The sequence below is a fragment of the Mesorhizobium sp. B3-1-8 genome (assembly GCF_006439495.1).
Classification (GTDB): Bacteria; Pseudomonadota; Alphaproteobacteria; order Rhizobiales; family Rhizobiaceae; genus Mesorhizobium.
The window spans coordinates 1-17,059 of sequence record NZ_VFTK01000045.1 but is presented as its reverse complement, the minus strand read 5'-3'; the positions used below and the strand labels follow the sequence as shown (position 1 = coordinate 17,059).

13 protein-coding genes and 1 pseudogene are annotated in these 17,059 nt (G+C 58.9%); 10 read left to right on the top strand and 4 right to left on the bottom strand.

The window, feature by feature from the left end; translation table 11 throughout:
- Window positions 1-15: 15 nt before the first annotated feature.
- Entirely contained in the window at window positions 16-1,623 is a 1,608-nt protein-coding gene (locus FJ424_RS29495; protein WP_181182207.1) for a GMC family oxidoreductase, read from the bottom strand.
- Window positions 1,624-1,630: 7 nt separating this feature from the next.
- Entirely contained in the window at window positions 1,631-3,058 is a 1,428-nt protein-coding gene (locus tag FJ424_RS29490; protein WP_181182206.1) for an FAD-binding oxidoreductase, read from the bottom strand.
- A gap of 402 nt (window positions 3,059-3,460) precedes the next feature.
- Here FJ424_RS29490 and FJ424_RS29485 point away from each other — a divergent pair, with 402 nt between their 5' ends.
- From FJ424_RS29485 to FJ424_RS29465, 5 genes are all read left to right on the top strand, one after another.
- The gene (locus tag FJ424_RS29485) at window positions 3,461-4,537 is read left to right on the top strand and encodes an extracellular solute-binding protein (protein WP_140659213.1); all 1,077 of its coding nucleotides are present in this window, start codon (window positions 3,461-3,463) and stop codon (window positions 4,535-4,537) included.
- Between the two features lie 114 nt (window positions 4,538-4,651).
- Complete coding sequence (locus FJ424_RS29480; RefSeq protein ID WP_140659212.1) at window positions 4,652-5,503, top strand: ABC transporter permease; 852 nt, start codon at window positions 4,652-4,654, stop codon at window positions 5,501-5,503.
- Window positions 5,500-6,324, top strand: a complete 825-nt coding sequence (locus tag FJ424_RS29475) for an ABC transporter permease (RefSeq protein ID WP_140659211.1) — start codon at window positions 5,500-5,502, stop codon at window positions 6,322-6,324. Before FJ424_RS29480 ends, FJ424_RS29475 begins: the two co-directional genes overlap by 4 nt.
- Window positions 6,321-7,505, top strand: a complete 1,185-nt coding sequence (locus FJ424_RS29470) for an ABC transporter ATP-binding protein (RefSeq protein WP_140659210.1) — start codon at window positions 6,321-6,323, stop codon at window positions 7,503-7,505. Before FJ424_RS29475 ends, FJ424_RS29470 begins: the two co-directional genes overlap by 4 nt.
- A 105-nt stretch (window positions 7,506-7,610) precedes the next feature.
- On the top strand, window positions 7,611-8,468 hold the full coding sequence (locus FJ424_RS29465; RefSeq protein WP_140659209.1) for an IclR family transcriptional regulator: 858 nt from the start codon (window positions 7,611-7,613) through the stop codon (window positions 8,466-8,468).
- A gap of 10 nt (window positions 8,469-8,478) precedes the next feature.
- Here the strand turns inward: FJ424_RS29465 and FJ424_RS29460 are convergent, their stop codons facing one another.
- A complete protein-coding gene (locus FJ424_RS29460) occupies window positions 8,479-9,252 on the bottom strand; it encodes a TetR/AcrR family transcriptional regulator (RefSeq protein ID WP_181182205.1) in 774 nt (257 codons plus the stop codon).
- Window positions 9,253-9,516: 264 nt separating this feature from the next.
- Window positions 9,517-9,720: pseudogene (locus tag FJ424_RS29455) on the bottom strand (IS256 family transposase); the annotation flags it as partial.
- A 667-nt stretch (window positions 9,721-10,387) separates the two neighbouring features.
- On the opposite strand from FJ424_RS29455, the gene FJ424_RS29450 reads away from it, so the two are divergent.
- The 5 genes from FJ424_RS29450 (at window position 10,388) to FJ424_RS29430 (ending at window position 16,427) form a co-directional block, all read left to right on the top strand.
- On the top strand, window positions 10,388-11,509 hold the full coding sequence (locus tag FJ424_RS29450) for an extracellular solute-binding protein (RefSeq protein ID WP_140659207.1): 1,122 nt from the start codon (window positions 10,388-10,390) through the stop codon (window positions 11,507-11,509).
- Between the two features lie 75 nt (window positions 11,510-11,584).
- Window positions 11,585-12,727: an ABC transporter ATP-binding protein gene (locus FJ424_RS29445; RefSeq protein WP_140659206.1), complete on the top strand. Its 1,143-nt coding sequence runs from the start codon at window positions 11,585-11,587 to the stop codon at window positions 12,725-12,727.
- 9 nt (window positions 12,728-12,736) lie between these two features.
- Window positions 12,737-13,648 (top strand): ABC transporter permease, encoded by a 912-nt coding sequence (locus tag FJ424_RS29440; protein ID WP_140659205.1) that lies wholly within the window; start codon window positions 12,737-12,739, stop codon window positions 13,646-13,648.
- Window positions 13,645-14,520, top strand: coding sequence for an ABC transporter permease (locus FJ424_RS29435; protein WP_210239445.1), 876 nt, complete (start codon window positions 13,645-13,647; stop codon window positions 14,518-14,520). Before FJ424_RS29440 ends, FJ424_RS29435 begins: the two co-directional genes overlap by 4 nt.
- A 296-nt stretch (window positions 14,521-14,816) precedes the next feature.
- Window positions 14,817-16,427, top strand: coding sequence for a GMC family oxidoreductase (locus FJ424_RS29430; protein WP_140659204.1), 1,611 nt, complete (start codon window positions 14,817-14,819; stop codon window positions 16,425-16,427).
- Window positions 16,428-17,059 lie beyond the last annotated feature (632 nt).

Genomic DNA, 17,059 nt, shown 5'->3' with positions numbered 1-17,059 from the left:
GCCTTTCGCCAGCCGTCACCGGCTGATCGAGACTAGGTGTTTTGCGACTCTGAGGGCGTTCGCCGCCACCGTCAACGACGGGTTGGTTCCCGAACTGGTGGGCAGGAAGGACGCGTCGACCACATATAGATTTTCGATCTCGTGGGCCCGGTTATTCCTGTCCAGCACGCTGGTTCGCGGATCATCCCCAAAACGGCATGTCCCGCAGCCGTGACCGAGCATTCCATTCTGGTTGGCCCGGAAGATCGTGGCTACACGGTGCGGACGCAGAGCACTCAGGATCGCGCCACGAAAGAGGTCCAGGCGACGCTGGTCGGCCGGCGCGATACGGTAGCGGATCTGCAAGGTCTCGCCGTCCCGCCCCAGCGTCACGCGATTGGCCAGGTAGGGCGGATCCTCCATGAAGGCGGTCATCACGTGCCCCCCCAACAGCATGCTCTCCAACCGCTGGGCGGCGAGCGGTCGCACGAGCGGGAACATAGCTGCCAGCGGCGCCCACTTTCGCCGCAACTCTTCTCGATAGCCGTTAAGGATCGCCGCGACGGGTGGCAGCTTCCCATTCGACTGCAGGGTACCAAGTTTCTGACCCCCGTGAATGTAGAAATCGTTGAGGGCGATCTGCTTCATGGGACTGTTGTCGGCGGCGGCACGCGGATAGAGGATGTAGTAGTCAATGAAGTGACGCATCAGATTACGTCCGACCTGGCCGGAGCCGTTGGCCAAGCCCACGCCGTGGGAGCCGGACCGCAGCAGCAACCCCGGCGTGCGTAGCGCCCCGGCCGCCAGCACGACCGTCCTGCCCCTCAGATTGAGCTTTTGACCTCGCCACCCCGCCGTCACCGTGCCGATCTGTCCGTTTTCGGATTCGAGGCTTCGAACGGTGCATTCGGTCAGCATCTGCGCGCCGTGCAGGCGCAGCGCCGGCTCGAGGCAGGCGGTGGCACTGTCGTGCTTGCAGCGCTTCTCGCAGATGAAGCCAATACACTCCCTGCAGTCGGGAACATATTCGCAGGCCATCGGCAAGCGATAGGGGTGAAGTCCTTTCGCCCGGAAGCGCTCGACCAGCTCGGCGCTTGCGCGGGTCAGCGGTGGAGGCTCGACCACGCCGCGTGACCCTTTTTCGGGATGGAGCGGGTCTGGCGTTGCACGCACCCCATAGAGCGTTTCCGCTTCCGCGTAGTGTGGGGCAAGGTCTTCGTAGCTTATGGGCCAGCTGTCAGGCACATTCGCCCCGGAGACGCCCCGAAAGTAACGACCGGGCATGAAATCCGCGGGAAAGAACCGCTCCATGACCATGCCGTAGATCGCACTGCTGCCGCCGGTCCCGGTCCCCAACATGGGGCGCATCGTGCGCGGCTGTCCCGTCGAGATGTCGACGACGGCGCCGTCAAACCGACCCGCCCGGAACTTCTCGTCCGCCGTCGGACCGCCCCGCTCCGCCGTCAGGGACTCCAGCCAATTCCCCTCGATGACGTCTGTGTCATGGAGGTAGGATCGGCCCTGCTCGACGAACAGAACGCTGCGGCCCGCTTTGGCCATCGCGTAGCCCAGCGTCGCCCCGCCGATTCCGGTTCCGACCACGATGACGTCCCATGTCCGGGACACAAGATCTTGGTTGGCCATAGCCATGTCAGCGGGGGAAGCGAAGGGGCGGAGTCATGCGACCGCCGATCCTGCGGTTGGCGACATGGCGCTTGTGGATGACCACGGTCGCGAGGATCGCGGCGAGCGTCCGGCTCGGCCATTTCCGCTTCTTGCGCGTGACGAACCAGGCACCGGTATTTTCAGTGTGTAGGTCAAGAGCCAGTTCGGCGAGGGTTCGACCGTTCTGCGTCCCGCATGGCATGCCGTTGCCCCAGCAGCCGCAGGCATAGAGGATGCGCGGATCGCTCGCCACACCGACGTGTGGAATCCAGTCCGGCGTTATCGAAATCGGCCCTCCCCAGGTCTGGGCCGCCCCGATACCCTTCAGCGCGGGGAAGAAAGCTTCTAGATGGTCCGGTCCTGCCCGCTTCAAGCGCGTGTCGACCTCCGGCGCCAAGTTTCTGTCCCACGGCGCCGATGTGTAATAACCTCCGACATAGAGAATGCGACCGTCCGCCGTCGGCGCGAAGGAGTAGAACAGGTCGGAATGGATGTTAATCCCCGAGCGCCGAGGCCACCCTAACTGTTCCCACTGGGATGTGGGGAGAGGTTCGGTCACAATGCCCTTGACCATCAAAGGGGTCTGCTCGCGTGCCAATCCTAGGTGTCCGGCCCCAGCAAGCAGATGAGTGAAAGCATTCGTCGCCAGAACCAGCTTCTTGCAGCGAATAACGCCAAGACCGGTTTGCAAGGTGATGAGATCGCGTCCAATGTCGACCGAGGCCACCGGAGAATTCTCATAAATGCGGGTGCCTCGGCGCTCGGCGGCGCGTTTGATGCCGCGCACCAGCTTGAGAGGATTGAACTGACCGCCACGCGATTCATGGTATGCGGCGCCGAAATGGAGACTGCCAAGCTCCCTCTCAACCTGCTGGCGATCGATGTGGGTCACGTACCTCGATTGCCCCATCTGCTCGATCAGCCGCAACGCGTCGTCGATGTACCGGTCCCCTTCCACGCGCAGGCACACATTCATGGTCCCTGTGTTGGCATAGTCGCAGTCAATGCCTTCTTCCTCACGCAGATCCTCGATCAGGGCGATGCCGCGGTGAATGTAGTCCCACGCCTCGCGGGCCCGCTCCAATCCGTATGTTCCAACGAGCTTTTCGGGCGTGGTCCCTCCGAACTTCATGATGATCTGTCCAGCGTTGCGGCCACTCGCCCCGAACCCGACGACCTCAGCCTCGAGCAAGGCGACGGCCGTCGTGGGATCGAGCTTCCTGAGGTGATAGGCGGTCGACAAACCATTGATGCCCCCGCCGACGATACAGACATCGACAGTCTCCTGGCCGATTAGGGGGGCAGACGGCGCATAGGGCTCGGAGGTATTCCACCAGTGTGAGCGAGACCGGTTGAGGACGGTCCCCGGCGCCGACCGCTCTCCAGACGATGCGCCCAAAATTCCTGCTTCCATCGCGCAATGCTCCTGGCTGGGGCCGGCCCCCGCACACGGGCAGATCATCAGCCCTCTAAACGAAATCTGATATTAATCTGATTTTGTCAAGACCGGCGACTTTGACAATGTCTGGGGTTCTTACGATCGCCCAACAGAGAATCTGTGGCGCCGAGTAGAGACTGGACCTTGGTTAGCAGGTCGCAACGCTGATGCTTCAAGGACTAACCAAGGACCGCAAAGCCTTGCAATCTACGACAAGCCGCGCACGTTGCGTCTCGCTTCCGTCCTCCATCCAATGCATTCATAATTGGACTTAAATTTCATATATTGCGAAATAGGTGATTTCGTGAGACACATTGCGGCGACCGGTTTGGACGCCGGGAAACACCAAAAACAAACTAGGGAACATGGAGAAATTCGATGACAGTCGGGAAAATGGGTGTCGGCCTCTCTCGTCGGAAACTTCTGAAGATCAGTGCAGCGGCCGGTGCCGCGCTGGCTACGACAAAGCTTGCCACGCCGGCGATTGCACAGTCGGACGCGGAGGAACTGTTGGTGTCTTCTGGGGGCGGCGATTTTCTTGCCGCGCTGCAGAAGGCCTATTATGACGATTTCACCAAGCAGACGGGCATTAAGATTGTGCCTCAGCCCTGGAAAGGCCTGGCCGAGTTGAAGGTCATGGTTGAATCGAGCGCCTTCGGCCAGTTCGATATGATGCTGACATCCTCGGGCGAGGCGGCGAGCGCTCAGGGCCAGGGCCTGAGCGAAGCCCTCGACTACGGCGTCATCGACCGCAGCTCGCTCATCCCCGGCGCCAGTGGCGACAACTGGTTCCTGTGCGACGTCGCGGCCAACGTGCTGTCGTGGAACACCTCGGTGTTCCACGAGGGGTCCCAGCCAAAGACATGGGCGGAGTTCTTCAGCCCGAGCAATTCGTCGCCGCGCGGGCTCTGGAAAAATGCGAACCAAACGCTCGAACTCGCGGCGCTGGGCGCGGGCATTCCGCTCGACAAGCTCTACCCACTCGACATCGATGCGGCGCTCAAGACCCTCGACAAGGTTCGCGACCGAATTGTCTGGTGGGAAGGCGGATCACAGTCGCAGCAGATCCTCGCTGGCGGGGAAGTCGACATGGCCTCGATGTGGGTCAATCGCGTGAAGGCTATCAAGGATCAGGGGAAACCGGTCGATTATTCATTCAACCAAGGGGTATGCGACGGCGACACCATCGTCATCCCGAAGAACCATCCAAAGAAGAAGACGGCCATGAAACTTGCCGCCTATCTGGCTTCTCCCGAACCCCAGGCGCGGCTGGTGGAGTTGATACCGCTCGGCCCTAGCAACACGAAGGCCATTCCGCTCTGTGATCCCAAGGCGCTATCGACCACGGTTGCCGACCCCAAAAACCTAAAAGCGGCGCGGCTCCAAGACTTCGACTGGTGGGCCAAAAACAGCGAGAAGGCCAACAACGAATTCACCAAATGGCTGCTCGGATGACACCGCGCCAGGGGCGGTCGCCCGGCCGTCCCCCGAACTAATCGCGAAGGCAGCGGCGATCGGCCGTTGTCGTCCGCTCCCGTTCGAAGCGAACCCCACAGGGCCTGAAGGCGAATGAAACGATCGCGACACTGGTCACCGGACTTTGCGCTCAAATTCCTGCTGATCCCCCCGGCGCTGTTCCTGCTACCGACATTCTTCCTGCCGCTGGTCGTCGTCGTCTACCGCGCTTTCGGCGCGGGACGACCGAGCCTTGATAATTTCAAAGAGATAGCTTTCAACCACGTCTACCTCACGGTCCTCTGGCAGACGTTCCAGACGGCGATCTACGCGACCGCGCTCTGCGTGGTCATTGCGTTCCCGATCGCCCAGCTCATCGCCCGGGCCAACAGGTTCTGGTCTGGCATCGCCTTTGCATTGGTCATGATACCGTTTTGGACGAGTGTCGTGACGCGGACCTACGCCTGGATCGCGATCCTTAGCCGGCGCGGATTGATCAACAACCTGCTCATTCAGCTCGACTGGATAGAGCAACCCCTGAGACTGATGAACAATATGACGGCCGTGCAGATCGGTATGGTGCAGTTCCTGCTGCCCATGATGGTGTTGCCGCTGGTCAGCACGATGCGCCAGATCGACCACACCAAGCTCCTTGCAGCCCGCATTTTGGGGGCCAACCCGTTGCGCACGTTCTGGCACATTTACTTGCCCATGTGCCTGCCCGGTCTCGTGGCAGGGAGCGTTCTCGTGTTCATAACGGCACTGGGATTCTACGTGACGCCCGCCCTGCTCGGGTCCGACAAGAACATGATGGTTTCGGTGCTCATTGAAAGACAGGTATCCCAGGCACTGAACTGGCAGCTCGCCTCGGCGCTCGCAACCGTGTTGCTCGCCATGGTGCTCCTGTCAATCTCGCTCATCGCCTATGTTGCCGGTCGTCGCGGTGTCAGGTTGGCCATTCAATGAACTGGACCGCTTTTGAGCGCCTCACGCGCTTCGCAAGCCTGCTGTTTGCCGTGGGTGGCCTCATCTACTTAATTTTGCCGGTGCTGATCCTCGCGCCACTGTCGCTGAGCAGCGGGCTGTTTCTGGACCTGCCACTGCCTGGCCTTTCGATGCAATGGTACTCCAGAATGTGGAACCATCCAGGCTACCTGGCTTCGTTCTCAAACACGCTCATGATCGGTATTGGCGTGGCGGTGCTCTCGGTTTTGCTAGGCACGATGGCCGGGCTGGCAATCGTGCGAGGAAGGATGCCTTTCGGCAGGGCGCTCTCGGGTTTGATCCTCTCGCCATTGATCATGCCGCAGATCATCCTGGCTATCGGCATCTTCCCTATTCTGGCGCGGTTTGACCTTATCGGGTCGCGGGCAGCGGTCATCGTTGCCCACACGGCCGTCGCGACACCGCTTGTGTTCGTGACAGTCTCCGCCGCCCTGCGCGGCTATTCGCAGAATATGGATCTCGCCGCGATGACGCTTGGCGCCAATGGTTGGCGGACATTTTGGCATGTGACCTTTCCCATGATCCGACTGGGGATGTTGACGGGGGCCATCTTTGCCTTCGCCTTTTCTTTCGATGAGATCATCATCGCGCTCTTCCTGACAGACGCGTCCTCTGTGACCTTGCCGGTCTTCATCTGGAACGAGTTGCGCTACCAAATGGATCCGACCATCGCGGCGGCCTCGACTGTCGCCATAGTCCTGGCGCTAGGTCTGCTTGGCGTGGCGACGCTTCTGCAGAGGCAAAGCGCCAAAGTCTCGACAAGTAAGGAACCCGATGCATGAGCGCCGTCGATCAACACATGAAGGCCATGAGCGCCGTCGATCAACGCATGAAGGCCTTGGCCGCCGTGTCTGGTGCCGCCGCCAGCGTCGAATCCCCAGCCAGCGTTCCCGGTAAACAGATCAGGTATGTCGGGCTCACCAAACGTTACGGATCGGTTGTTGCGCTGCAGCCGACCAACTTGACCATCGAGGCCGGAGAATTCTTTGCTATCATTGGTCCCAGTGGCTCGGGGAAGACCACGCTGTTGGGACTGACCGTCGGATACTTGGCGGCAGACGAAGGCGAAATCCTCGTAGATGGACACAACATCGAGGGTGTGCCGCCCTTCAAGCGCAACTTTGGCATGGTCTTCCAGAACTATTCCCTTTTCCCCCACAAGACAGTTGCGCAGAACATCGGTTTTCCGCTCCTGATGCGCGGCATGGCCAAGGAAGAGGTCGCCCGTAAAGTAGCAGGTGCCCTTCGCCTGGTGCGGCTGGACACCTTCGGCGACCGCTACCCAAGCGCGCTTTCGGGCGGGCAGCAGCAACGTGTGGCCCTGGCCCGCGCCTCGGTCTACAACCCCTTGCTGCTGGTCATGGACGAACCGTTGAGTGCGCTGGACAAAAACCTGCGCGAAGAAATGCAGTTCGAGATCAAGCAACTGCAAGGCAAACTCGGATCGACCGTGCTCTATGTCACTCATGATCAGGGCGAGGCGTCCGCGATGGCGACGCGGATCGCGATCATGCGTTCGGGTTCGATCGTTCAGATCGGCTCTGCAAAGGAACTCTACCGCAATCCAAAAAACCGGTTCGTCGCCTCCTTCCTCGGTCAGGCCAACATCTTTGAGGTCACCGGAACGCAAGAGGCGGCCAAAGACCCGATCGTCACCACCACGTCTGGCGTTGCCCTCAAGGTGGCGTCGATGCCAGCGGGAACGAGCCAATTGTGTGCCTGCGTGCGGCCCGAGGCAATCAGCATATCGGCCACACGGCCTGAACTGGACAACGTCATTCGTGGCACCGTGGTGGACAGCACCTTCACCAACGGTGTTCAGCGCCACCGCGTGTCCGTCGCGTCCGGCACCACCCTGGAACAGTGGCAACAGATGACCGGCGACCCCTTCAGTCCGGAGCCGGGCAGCGAGGTCTATCTGGGATGGCAGGCTAGAGAGACCATCATAGTTCGTGCGGAATAGACATCAGGTGATGGCGTAGTTGCAGGCGCGCCCTTGGAAACGAGAGGGTCTTCAAGTAAGCGAATGTCATTCGAGGCCATCGTCCCCAGATGCGAGGAAACGCAATTGCGCAAGCGACTGAGCAATCCCATAGAAGACATGGTGGATTCCGATGGCGTATCCACCTCCTTGGTACGCGGCCTGCAGATATTACGAAGCTTCCGGCCGGGTGAAGCGTCGCTAGGCAATCTCGAGCTCATGGCCCGGACCGGTTTGCCAAAGGCGACAGTTTCCCGACTGACCTACACATTGGCCAGCTTAGGCTACCTCGTATACGACGACCTTCTTGGACGGTACAGCCTCGGGTCGGCTACGGTTTCGCTGGGCTACACAGCTTTGAGTTCGAATGCCGTCGTTCACGTGTCGCGATCGCTGATGCAAGCTTTGGCGGATGAGACGGGCGCGGCAGTCGCTCTCGGCACGCGCGATCAAAGTGAAATGGTCTATCTTTCCAACTGTCGGTCTGAGAGCCTCGTGACATTAAGACTTAATGTCGGCTCGAGAATTCCGCTCTGGAACAGCGGCATGGGTTTGGCGTATCTGGTTGGTCTCTCCGAAGAGAGACGCAAGCAGTTAAAGGACCGGTACATGCCTCGGACCCGGGCGGAGCGTGCCTCCCTTTCAAAACTGCTCGATCAGGCGTTGGAGCAGTATGCGCGCCTTGGCTATGTCACGGCCGTCGGTACGTGGCACAGTTACATCAAGGCAGTCGGCGTGCCGTTCCAACCCATTGACGGGTCTCCGCCGTTAGCCTTCTCGTGCGGCGGTACCGCCGAGATCATTGATGATCAAGCAATCGCTGAGAAGATTGGACCCGCGTTGGTGCGCATGAGGGTGGCCGTCGAGGAAATACTGGCAGGCACCCCAAGAGAGACCGCGTCGGCGCCGAATGAGAAGAAAAAGCGGGTCAAAGAAAAACCATAGGAGCGACGCGCTAGGGCGCCTGTTCTGTGGGACTGTCTGGCGGAAAGTGATGTTGCAGGTCACTTCGGACGTTCAAGGTTTCCGGGAGGACGGTGCGCAGATAAGCGATCTGCATACGCATCGACTCCTCGAATGATTCGGTGTCGATGCTGCCATTCAGGATGTAGGATCGTTCCCATACGCTCTCGGCAAGGTGCATAGCCAACGACAGTTTCTGCTCGAGGCCCGGTATCTCGGGCAGGACAAAAAATGTCCTGAAGCTCTCAAGCAATTCGTGCGCCGCCCGCCCCGTTTCTTCGATGATGAAGCGTCTCGCTTCCCGGTGTATCTCTGGTCCGAGCAGAACCTCACTGATGTAGCGGTTTCGATTGTACTCATCGCGGGTGTAGGAACCCATTTCATACAGCCAACTCTGCCAGCTCGGATTTCGCGACATGAGTTGCGCCTTGTGCCCGTGCACCGTCATTTCCGTTCCCACGATGGCGTAGCGCCTGGCCAACTCGATATGAAGGGCCGCCATCGTGGGAAACAGGTAGTTTATGGACGCTGGAGAAATCTGCGCCTTGCGGGCGATGTCGTAGAAGCTGATGTCCTCGATGTTGTATTGCTTGAGCAGATCCTCCGCCGCGCTCAAGATGCGCTCGAAACGCTGCTGACTGCGACTTTGAGTGGGCTGCCGCGCTGTGTGTTCAACCGTGTCCGACCGCTTCTTGCGCTTGGAGGATTTCGACCGAACGACCACCTCCGCCTCGGTGCTGTCCGGTCCATTTTCCTCTTTTTCCATAGCGATTGATTTCCCCGAGGCTATTCCCAGCAGACGACCTCTGCGCTCGTATATAGTTGGTTCGGGGGCACGACGTCCACCTGCTCGCCAGATCCCGACCATAAGCTGCCCAACCACGCCGACACGTCGGCAGTGTCGCCACTGCCAGGCCAGGCCTGTTGCGCAGGAATTCTCGTTGTTGGCACGGTTTGCGTATGCGGCGCGTCGTGGGGATGTCCCGATGCCTGTTGAAAATTGCTGGGCAGGCGTCACTGGTTGAGGAGGTTACGCAGCGAGGTCGAGGTTTTCAAGATTGGTGTTGAGGACAAGCTTGGCGTGATGGTCGAGGAGAGCCTGGCGCAGGACTGGCAACTGCTTGTGGGCCTTGAGCCTGCGGAAGCCTTTGGCCGCTTCGAGCATGGCGGCGCTGGTCCAGCGCAGTGCCATGGAGGCATCCTGCCAGCATTTGACGTTGCGGCAGACGCGACGGGCAGGGGCCGACTGGGCGCTCAGTGGCGGCGTATCGTTTGCGCTGAAATTCTAAGCTCCAAACCGACCTGGCGCGGTCATTCGAAGATTCGTGACCGACAAACGCATGAAGGCATGTCCCCGCGGAACAGAGCATGGCGATCACCAAGGCGTGGGCGGCGCCTGCGCCATCGCAAAAGCCGTATAGGCCTCGTCGATGAGGTTCGTGGCAACACCAGATCACATCCCGAAAAGACGCTGTGGTTGGCTTTCGATGTGACCAGAATACGCGAAGACCAGACAGGTGCCTTTTCTGGGTGAAAATTCGAGTTAAGTCTGATCTCAAATCGACTGACTCCGCTTCCACGGCGACAGAACGCAAGGATTTGAGTAATTTTAAAGCCATTCAGACCGACCTCACGATGTTGTCAATTCCCAAATATCCGCAATTTTCTGATATTAGTCGGATTTACAACGACGATAGCCTGGTTTAGCATTCGCTGAAATCGGGTTCTGGATCCACGCCGGGCGGCACGAAGCGTCGTGGAGATAGCCACACCGCGGAGCAGCGCCGCAACAAGTCGATCGGATAAAAAGGGAGGTTGAAGTTGGGGGCGGGTCCGAAGCCGCCAGAAGCAGGCGCCAAAGCGCGCAGCCTTTGAAACGTCCAAACAATGGGGAACCAGTCATGAATAAACCAACACGCAGAACCATCCTCAAGGGAGCTGGCACGCTCGCTGTCGCAACTCTCGCGTCGCCCGCCTTGGTAAAGAACGCTTTCTCATCTTCCGGCTCTCTCAACTATATGGCTTGGGCCGGCTATGACTACAAACCTCACGTCGAAGCTTTCAAGAAAGCGACCGGCATCACGCTGAACATTGTCTCACAGCAGCCAGACGCGGACACGATGCTGGCCCAATGCAAACTGGCGGCAAACGGCGGTGGCATCGACATCGTCGAGCCCGCAATGATGGGCACGCCTGCTTGGATCGATGCGGGGATTGTGCAACCCTACGATCTTACCAAGATCAAGATGTCCAACTTCATCGACGGCGCGCCAGGCACAAAACCCGGCGACCAGGGTGAGGTGAATGGAAAAAGATACTATCTTCCCTCAAGCTGGGGTACCGAGGCGCTCGTCTACAGCAAAGCGGACGCGCCCTTAGCCTACGGCACCGCAAGCCTCGCCGATCTCTTCGATACCAAATATGCCGGTAAGGTCGTTTTGCGGCCTTCATCCGGCCTTCCAGCCATGGGGCGCCTTATGGAGGCGCAAGGTAAGCTCCCGAAGCCCTTCGCCGACAGTTACAAGGATGAGGCGACGATGCGCGAGATTTGGGATATCGTGTTGGCCGAGGCCGTCAAGCACAAGAGCAGCGTCGGCCAGTTCTGGACGTCGGAGGCCGACGCCGAAGGCGCTTTCCGGACAAATGGTTGCGTGCTCGGTCTGTGTTGGGATTCGACCGGAGCTCATTTGGGCCCGGACGGTTTCGGCTACATGGCCCCGAAAGAAGGCGCGTTTGCCTGGTCGCAGGGCTTCATGCTTCTCAAGAATGCCGCCAATGTCGAGCAGGCCCATGAATTTGTGAACTGGCTCAGCTCACCTGAGGGCAGTGCGGCGTGGGCCACGATGTACACCTGCAATCCCATCGGAAAAGGTGCGATCGACATCATGCCCAAGGCGACACTCGACTTCTACAAGACTGCCTTCCCCGAGGATGCAATCAAGAAGACATGGTGGTGGCCCGCCCGTCAGGGCTGGGCTGTCAAATTGATCAATGAATATGGTGACAAGTGGCGAGCCGCTTGATCCACTAGGTTTGGTCGGTCCGACCGGCGTGTGCCGGTCGGACCCTGCTGATTTTTCCGATTGAAGAAGTTTTGAATGAGTGAAGGTGTTGAGCTTTCCAGTGTGTCGGTAACGTTCGGAAGCTACAAAGCGGTCGACGACGTTTCTATACGCATACGCCCCGGCGAATTTTTTTCTTTCCTAGGCCCGTCGGGCTGCGGCAAGACAACAATCCTTCGCGCCATCTCGGGTTTCATCACGCCAAGCCAGGGCGTCGTGAGCATCGGCGGCAGGCCGATGACCGGCATTGGACCGAACAAACGCCCAACCGCGCTGATATTTCAAAACTTGGCGCTCTTTCCGCTCATGCCCGTCTGGGAGAACATCGCCTTCGGCCTCGAGGTCCGTGGCGTCTCAAAAGCCGACAGGCGCAATCGCGCGGAAGAGCTTCTGCAGCTCGTCGATCTGCCGGACGCAGCCGGGAAGGCCATTGGCCAATTGTCGGGGGGACAAAAGCAGCGGGTGGCGATCGCACGCGCCCTTGCGGTTGAGCCCAAAGTCATGCTGCTGGACGAACCCCTGTCGGCGCTTGACCTCAAGTTGCGTCAGCACATGCGCCACGAATTGCGGTCGATCCAGAAACGGACGAACATCACCTTTATCTACATCACTCACGACCAGGGCGAAGCGCTGGCCATGTCGGATCGCATTGGGGTGATGTCGCGGGGAAAACTGCAGCAGGTGGGCACACCCGAGCAGATCTACGAAACGCCAGACAATGGCTTCGTTGCATCGTTTGTCGGTGAGAACAACGTGTTTTCTGGGAAGCTTGAAAAAATCTCCGGTGCTCTAGGCGCCTTCCGAACGCAGGACGGTACCATGCTGCACGCCAAGGTCGGTCCGGGCGTCACCGTGACCTCGGCCGTTCACCTCTATATTCGCCCGCAACGCATTGCCTTGGAGGCGCTCGGCGGACGGACATCGAACATTGCGCACAATGAACTGCCGGTAGTCGTGCAGCGCGCCAGCTTCGAGGGCAATTTCGTCAACGTCTTCACCGTGGACCATCAGGGGTCCGAACGTGTTGTCCAGGTTCCGAGCGAAAAATCCGCTTCCATACCCGCTGTCGGCTCGTCCGCCAACCTCGTTTTCAGCACCGATAAGGCCATCATCCTAGCCGATGACCACCTGTCGTCGTGTGACGTCGAAGCGCCCGTCGTGGCTGAAGAGATGGCCTGAGGGACGACAATGCAAGAGGTCTTCCGCCGCTATGGCGTTCCCGCTGCCGGCCTTATGATCGGCCTAACATTCTTCTGGATCGTCATTCTGGTTGTCGTCCCCTATCTTTTTCTGGTTGAAGCCTCCTTCAGGCCGTTTTTGCCGGCTGATCAGGTCGGTGGGCCGCTGGATCATTACACGTTGGCCAACTATCTCGCCTTCGTCGATCCCAACGCCACGAAGGATTTCCTCATCTTCCACGTCCCGATTCACGCCTATGTGTTTCTGCAGACCGTCTTCATCAGCATCCTGGTGACGATCGTCACCCTGATGCTCGGCTACCCTATGGCCTACATCATGGCCAAGATTATCAACCCAAAACGAGTGATGACGCTGTTTCTGCTGCTGCTCATCCCTCTCTGGGTAAGCGAGCTGCTAAGGACATTTGCCTGGTACATCATCCTCGCCTACCAAGGCCCCTTGAACGCGGTCCTGCAAATGTTCGGGGCGGCGCCGGTGCGTTGGATCAGCGGCTACAACGGCGTGATCATCGGGCTGATCTATGCGTACTTCCTGTTCATGCTGTTCCCGATCTATGGATCGTTGACTACGCTAGACGGCAACCAGATCGAGGCGGCCCAAGACATGGGTGCGCGGTGGTGGCAGATCCATCGGCGGGTCGTGATTCCGCACGCAAAACCCGGGATTGCGTCGGGGTGCGTGATGGTCTTTATGATGTCAGCTGGAGCACTGTTTGTCCCTCGGCTGTTGGCCTCAACCACCTCACGTTGGTTTACGGAGGTGATCATGCAATGGTTCTTTGAGGGCCTCGACTGGAATACGGGCTCGGCCTACGCCTTCCTGCTGCTATTGATCTGCACGGCCTTCGTATCTGCGATGATCCGGATCTTTGGCGTGAAGCTGGCGGACATTGCGCGATGACAGCCATGCAGGGAAGCCGTGCATTTGGAATCGCCGTAAAGGCCTTCATAGGCCTGTTCTTAGCGTACACACTCTTGCCACTGATCATAATGGCGGGTGCCGCCTTCAATGACACGCGTTTCCCCTCGGTTTATCCGTGGAAAGCGGTCACGACGCGCTGGTTCGTTGCCCTCTGGAATAATGAACAGATGCAGGGCGCCGCGCTCAACACATTGGCCGTGGCGCTGGCAGTCGTCGCCATCGCGGTTCCCGTGGGGACTGCAGCAGCGCTTGTCCTCAACAGTTTGCAGAGCAAGTTCCGGCCTGTGCTCTACGGCCTGATGATCGCGCCCATCCTGACCCCAGGTGTGGTGATAGGCATCTCCACCCTGCTGTTTTGGAATGAATTCGGCGTCGGCTCGGGCTTGCACCTGTCAGTGTTAGGCCAGGTTTCATACATCGCCACCTACGTCATGCTGCTGGTGCTGGCCAGGCTGCAGAGTTTTGACAAAGACCTGGAGGAGGCGGCCCTGGATCTCGGAGCGAGCCACGGCCAACTGATGCGCCGTGTGGTCTTGCCCCACATCTACCCGGCGATTGGCGTCGGCGCGATCCTTGCCTTCTTCCAGTCCGTCGAAAATTATAATGTGACGCTCTTCACCCGTGGCAACTCCCAGACCCTGACGGTCTATGTCGGATCAATGGTGCGCACGGGGTTCACGCCGGAGATCAATGCGCTCGCGTGCATCTTCATCGCAGTCACCATCGTTGGCGTGCTGGTGATTGAGGTCGCGCAGCGCCGGACACTTCGACGCCAGGAGCACCTCGGGAAGCTGGCGGCCCTCGAGGAGGCGCGCGATTTGACCAGGCGGGCGACGTCTGGAAATCTTTGACCGGTCCGGCAGGCCGAACGCTCGGTGTACATCGCTGCCTGCGTGGCTGGCGGAGGCTTGCGCCCGATGTAGAAAATGAGCGGGAAAAGCCGAAGACAGCGAGCTTGGGGAAACAGCGGAGAGGCCATAGATCTGAACTTATATCAGCTTTTATGCTCATTTCTAGCTTGGCGACTGTGCGTTTAGGAACGAGTCCGACGTATTGAATTTAGAAAATATCTGATATAAGCCGGAACACAGTGCCTGGTTCGGCTTGACATGCATGTTTGCCAACATGACTTGCTTGAGGACACGGAATGCGTGCCAGCGTCGATGATCCTGCCTCCCGCATATGGGATTTCGTTGTTGTCGGCACCGGGATAGGCGGCGCGACCCTCGGCTATCAATTGTCAAAGGCGGGGTATTCGGTTCTGTTTTGCGAGCAGGGCCAATCATATTACACAGCGCAGGACGTGCTTCAGGGGGATTGGCTCGAAGCGCTTGTGACCCGTGACAGCGGTCCTACGTTGGAAGAAATGTTCCGGGCCGGACGTTTCAGTGCAGCTATGAGCGATGTCTCCTCGGGCCCGCCACGCACCCTTCGTCCAGTTTTGGGCACCGGCACGGGCGGAAGCAGCGCGCTGTATGGGATGGTGATGGAGCGCTTCTTTCCGAGCGACTTCGAACCTGCCCAGACCTTCCCGGACTGCCCCGAGGCAAATCTGCCAGAGAAATGGCCGATTAGCTATGAGGATCTGGCTCCGCACTACACGGAGGCGGAACGGCTATACAGAGTGCATGCCAGCAGGGATCCGCTTCACCCAGCCGGTGAGGACAGAGGAATCGTGGAGCCTCCACCTCTGACGCGAGCGAGCCAAGAACTGGTCGAAAGGTTTAGTGTCAAAGGTCTTCATCCTTACCGTCTACCGATGGCCTGCGATTATGTGCCCGGTTGCCGCGAGTGCATCGGCTATATTTGCGACAAGCGCTGCAAGCGTGACAGCGTTACGTCTTGTCTGGAGCCGGCATTGCGTGATCACGGCGCGAGCTTGATCTCCGAATGCGAGGTCACCTCGCTAGAGGTCGAAAATAGTAGGGTTCGCTTCGTGCATGCGCACTTGCAGGGAAAGCCGGTACGTCTGACTGCCAAGACGGTTGTGCTGGCGGCAGGAGCTTTTCGTACTCCCGCATTGCTATTGAAATCCGGCGACGAGGGGCGCGGCCTTTCGAACGGGTCCGATCAGGTCGGCCGCAATCTGATGCGGCATCTTGTGGACTACTATCTGCTTTACCCCAAGGCCCCGCCTTCCGAGGGCCCTTTGAAGCAGATCGCTTTCAACGATCTATACGTTTCGGGCGGTCAGAAGCTAGGCACCGTCCAATCGAACGGCCGTCTACCGCCGGTCGCCAGCATCGCGAAATATTTCAGGGAGGACATGCGGTCGTTCGGGGGGCCTCTTGCCCATCTCTTCCCTTTGATCCGACCAGCGGTCGAATTTCGTGTGCGGCGTATGCTGGCAGGCGCCCACGTGATGGTTTCGTTCCTGGAGGACCTGCCCTTCGCGACAAACAGGGTTACTCTCTCAAAAGACCGGGAACGCTTGGATTTCGCTTACCAAATCCATCGCTATGACCAAGCGCGGCTAGTATCATTCCGTGGCAAGATTGCGGACCTGATGCGCCCTCATCCTTTCAAGGCAATATATCGCGCCGAGCGCAACACCACCCTCGGCCACGCATGTGGCACATGTCGCTTCGGCAATGATCCGAAGACCAGTGTGTTGGACCGTTTCAATCGCACACACGAGATCGACAATCTTTATGTGGTCGACGGATCTTTTCTGCCGACGAGTTCAGGGACGAACCCGTCTCTCACAATCGCGGCGAATGCCCTGCGGGTCGCGGATCACTTGGCCAACACTCACTAGACATTTAGTTTCGATGGTTGACGGGTGGATCGTTGGGACTTTTGACCAGATTTTGCAGAAGCAAAGGGCATCAAGATATACGTTGAGGATGTACCAGTGAGTGCAGCCTATGAATGCGGACGCTATCGTGACCACCACCGGGGGTGTCATGCCTGTCATCATGCCTGACGGACGAATGATCGCGGGCGGCAAAGTCGGCCAATAAGCAGAATGCTTTGGAAAGCTACTGGGAAGTCCGTGACCGTCCGGCCAGGGTCGCGGTGACTATGATTTCGGGTGAGGGTTTTCTGCGGCGGGTTCGGCGCTGCGTGACCCGCAGCCCTGCGCTCGTCGACCATATGCCGAGGTTGTCGAGACCGTCTTCAGGGAAGACGACGATAGGTTCGCTTGGAGCTTGGAGCTTGGAGCTTGGGCATCCTGACTGAATCGAATGGATCGGCCATCGTGTAGCGACGACATGCTGTGAGAAAATCTAGATTTGAATATCACGTCGGGGGAACTCGTTTGTCTACAGAACGATGCGGCTTGGGGCTTCCACTGTCACTGCTCATTCTTGATTGCTAGGCGGTGGTGACGATTTAACTATTTGAGCCAGATGGCGATAGCGGCGAGTTTGACGAAGCCCATGAAGT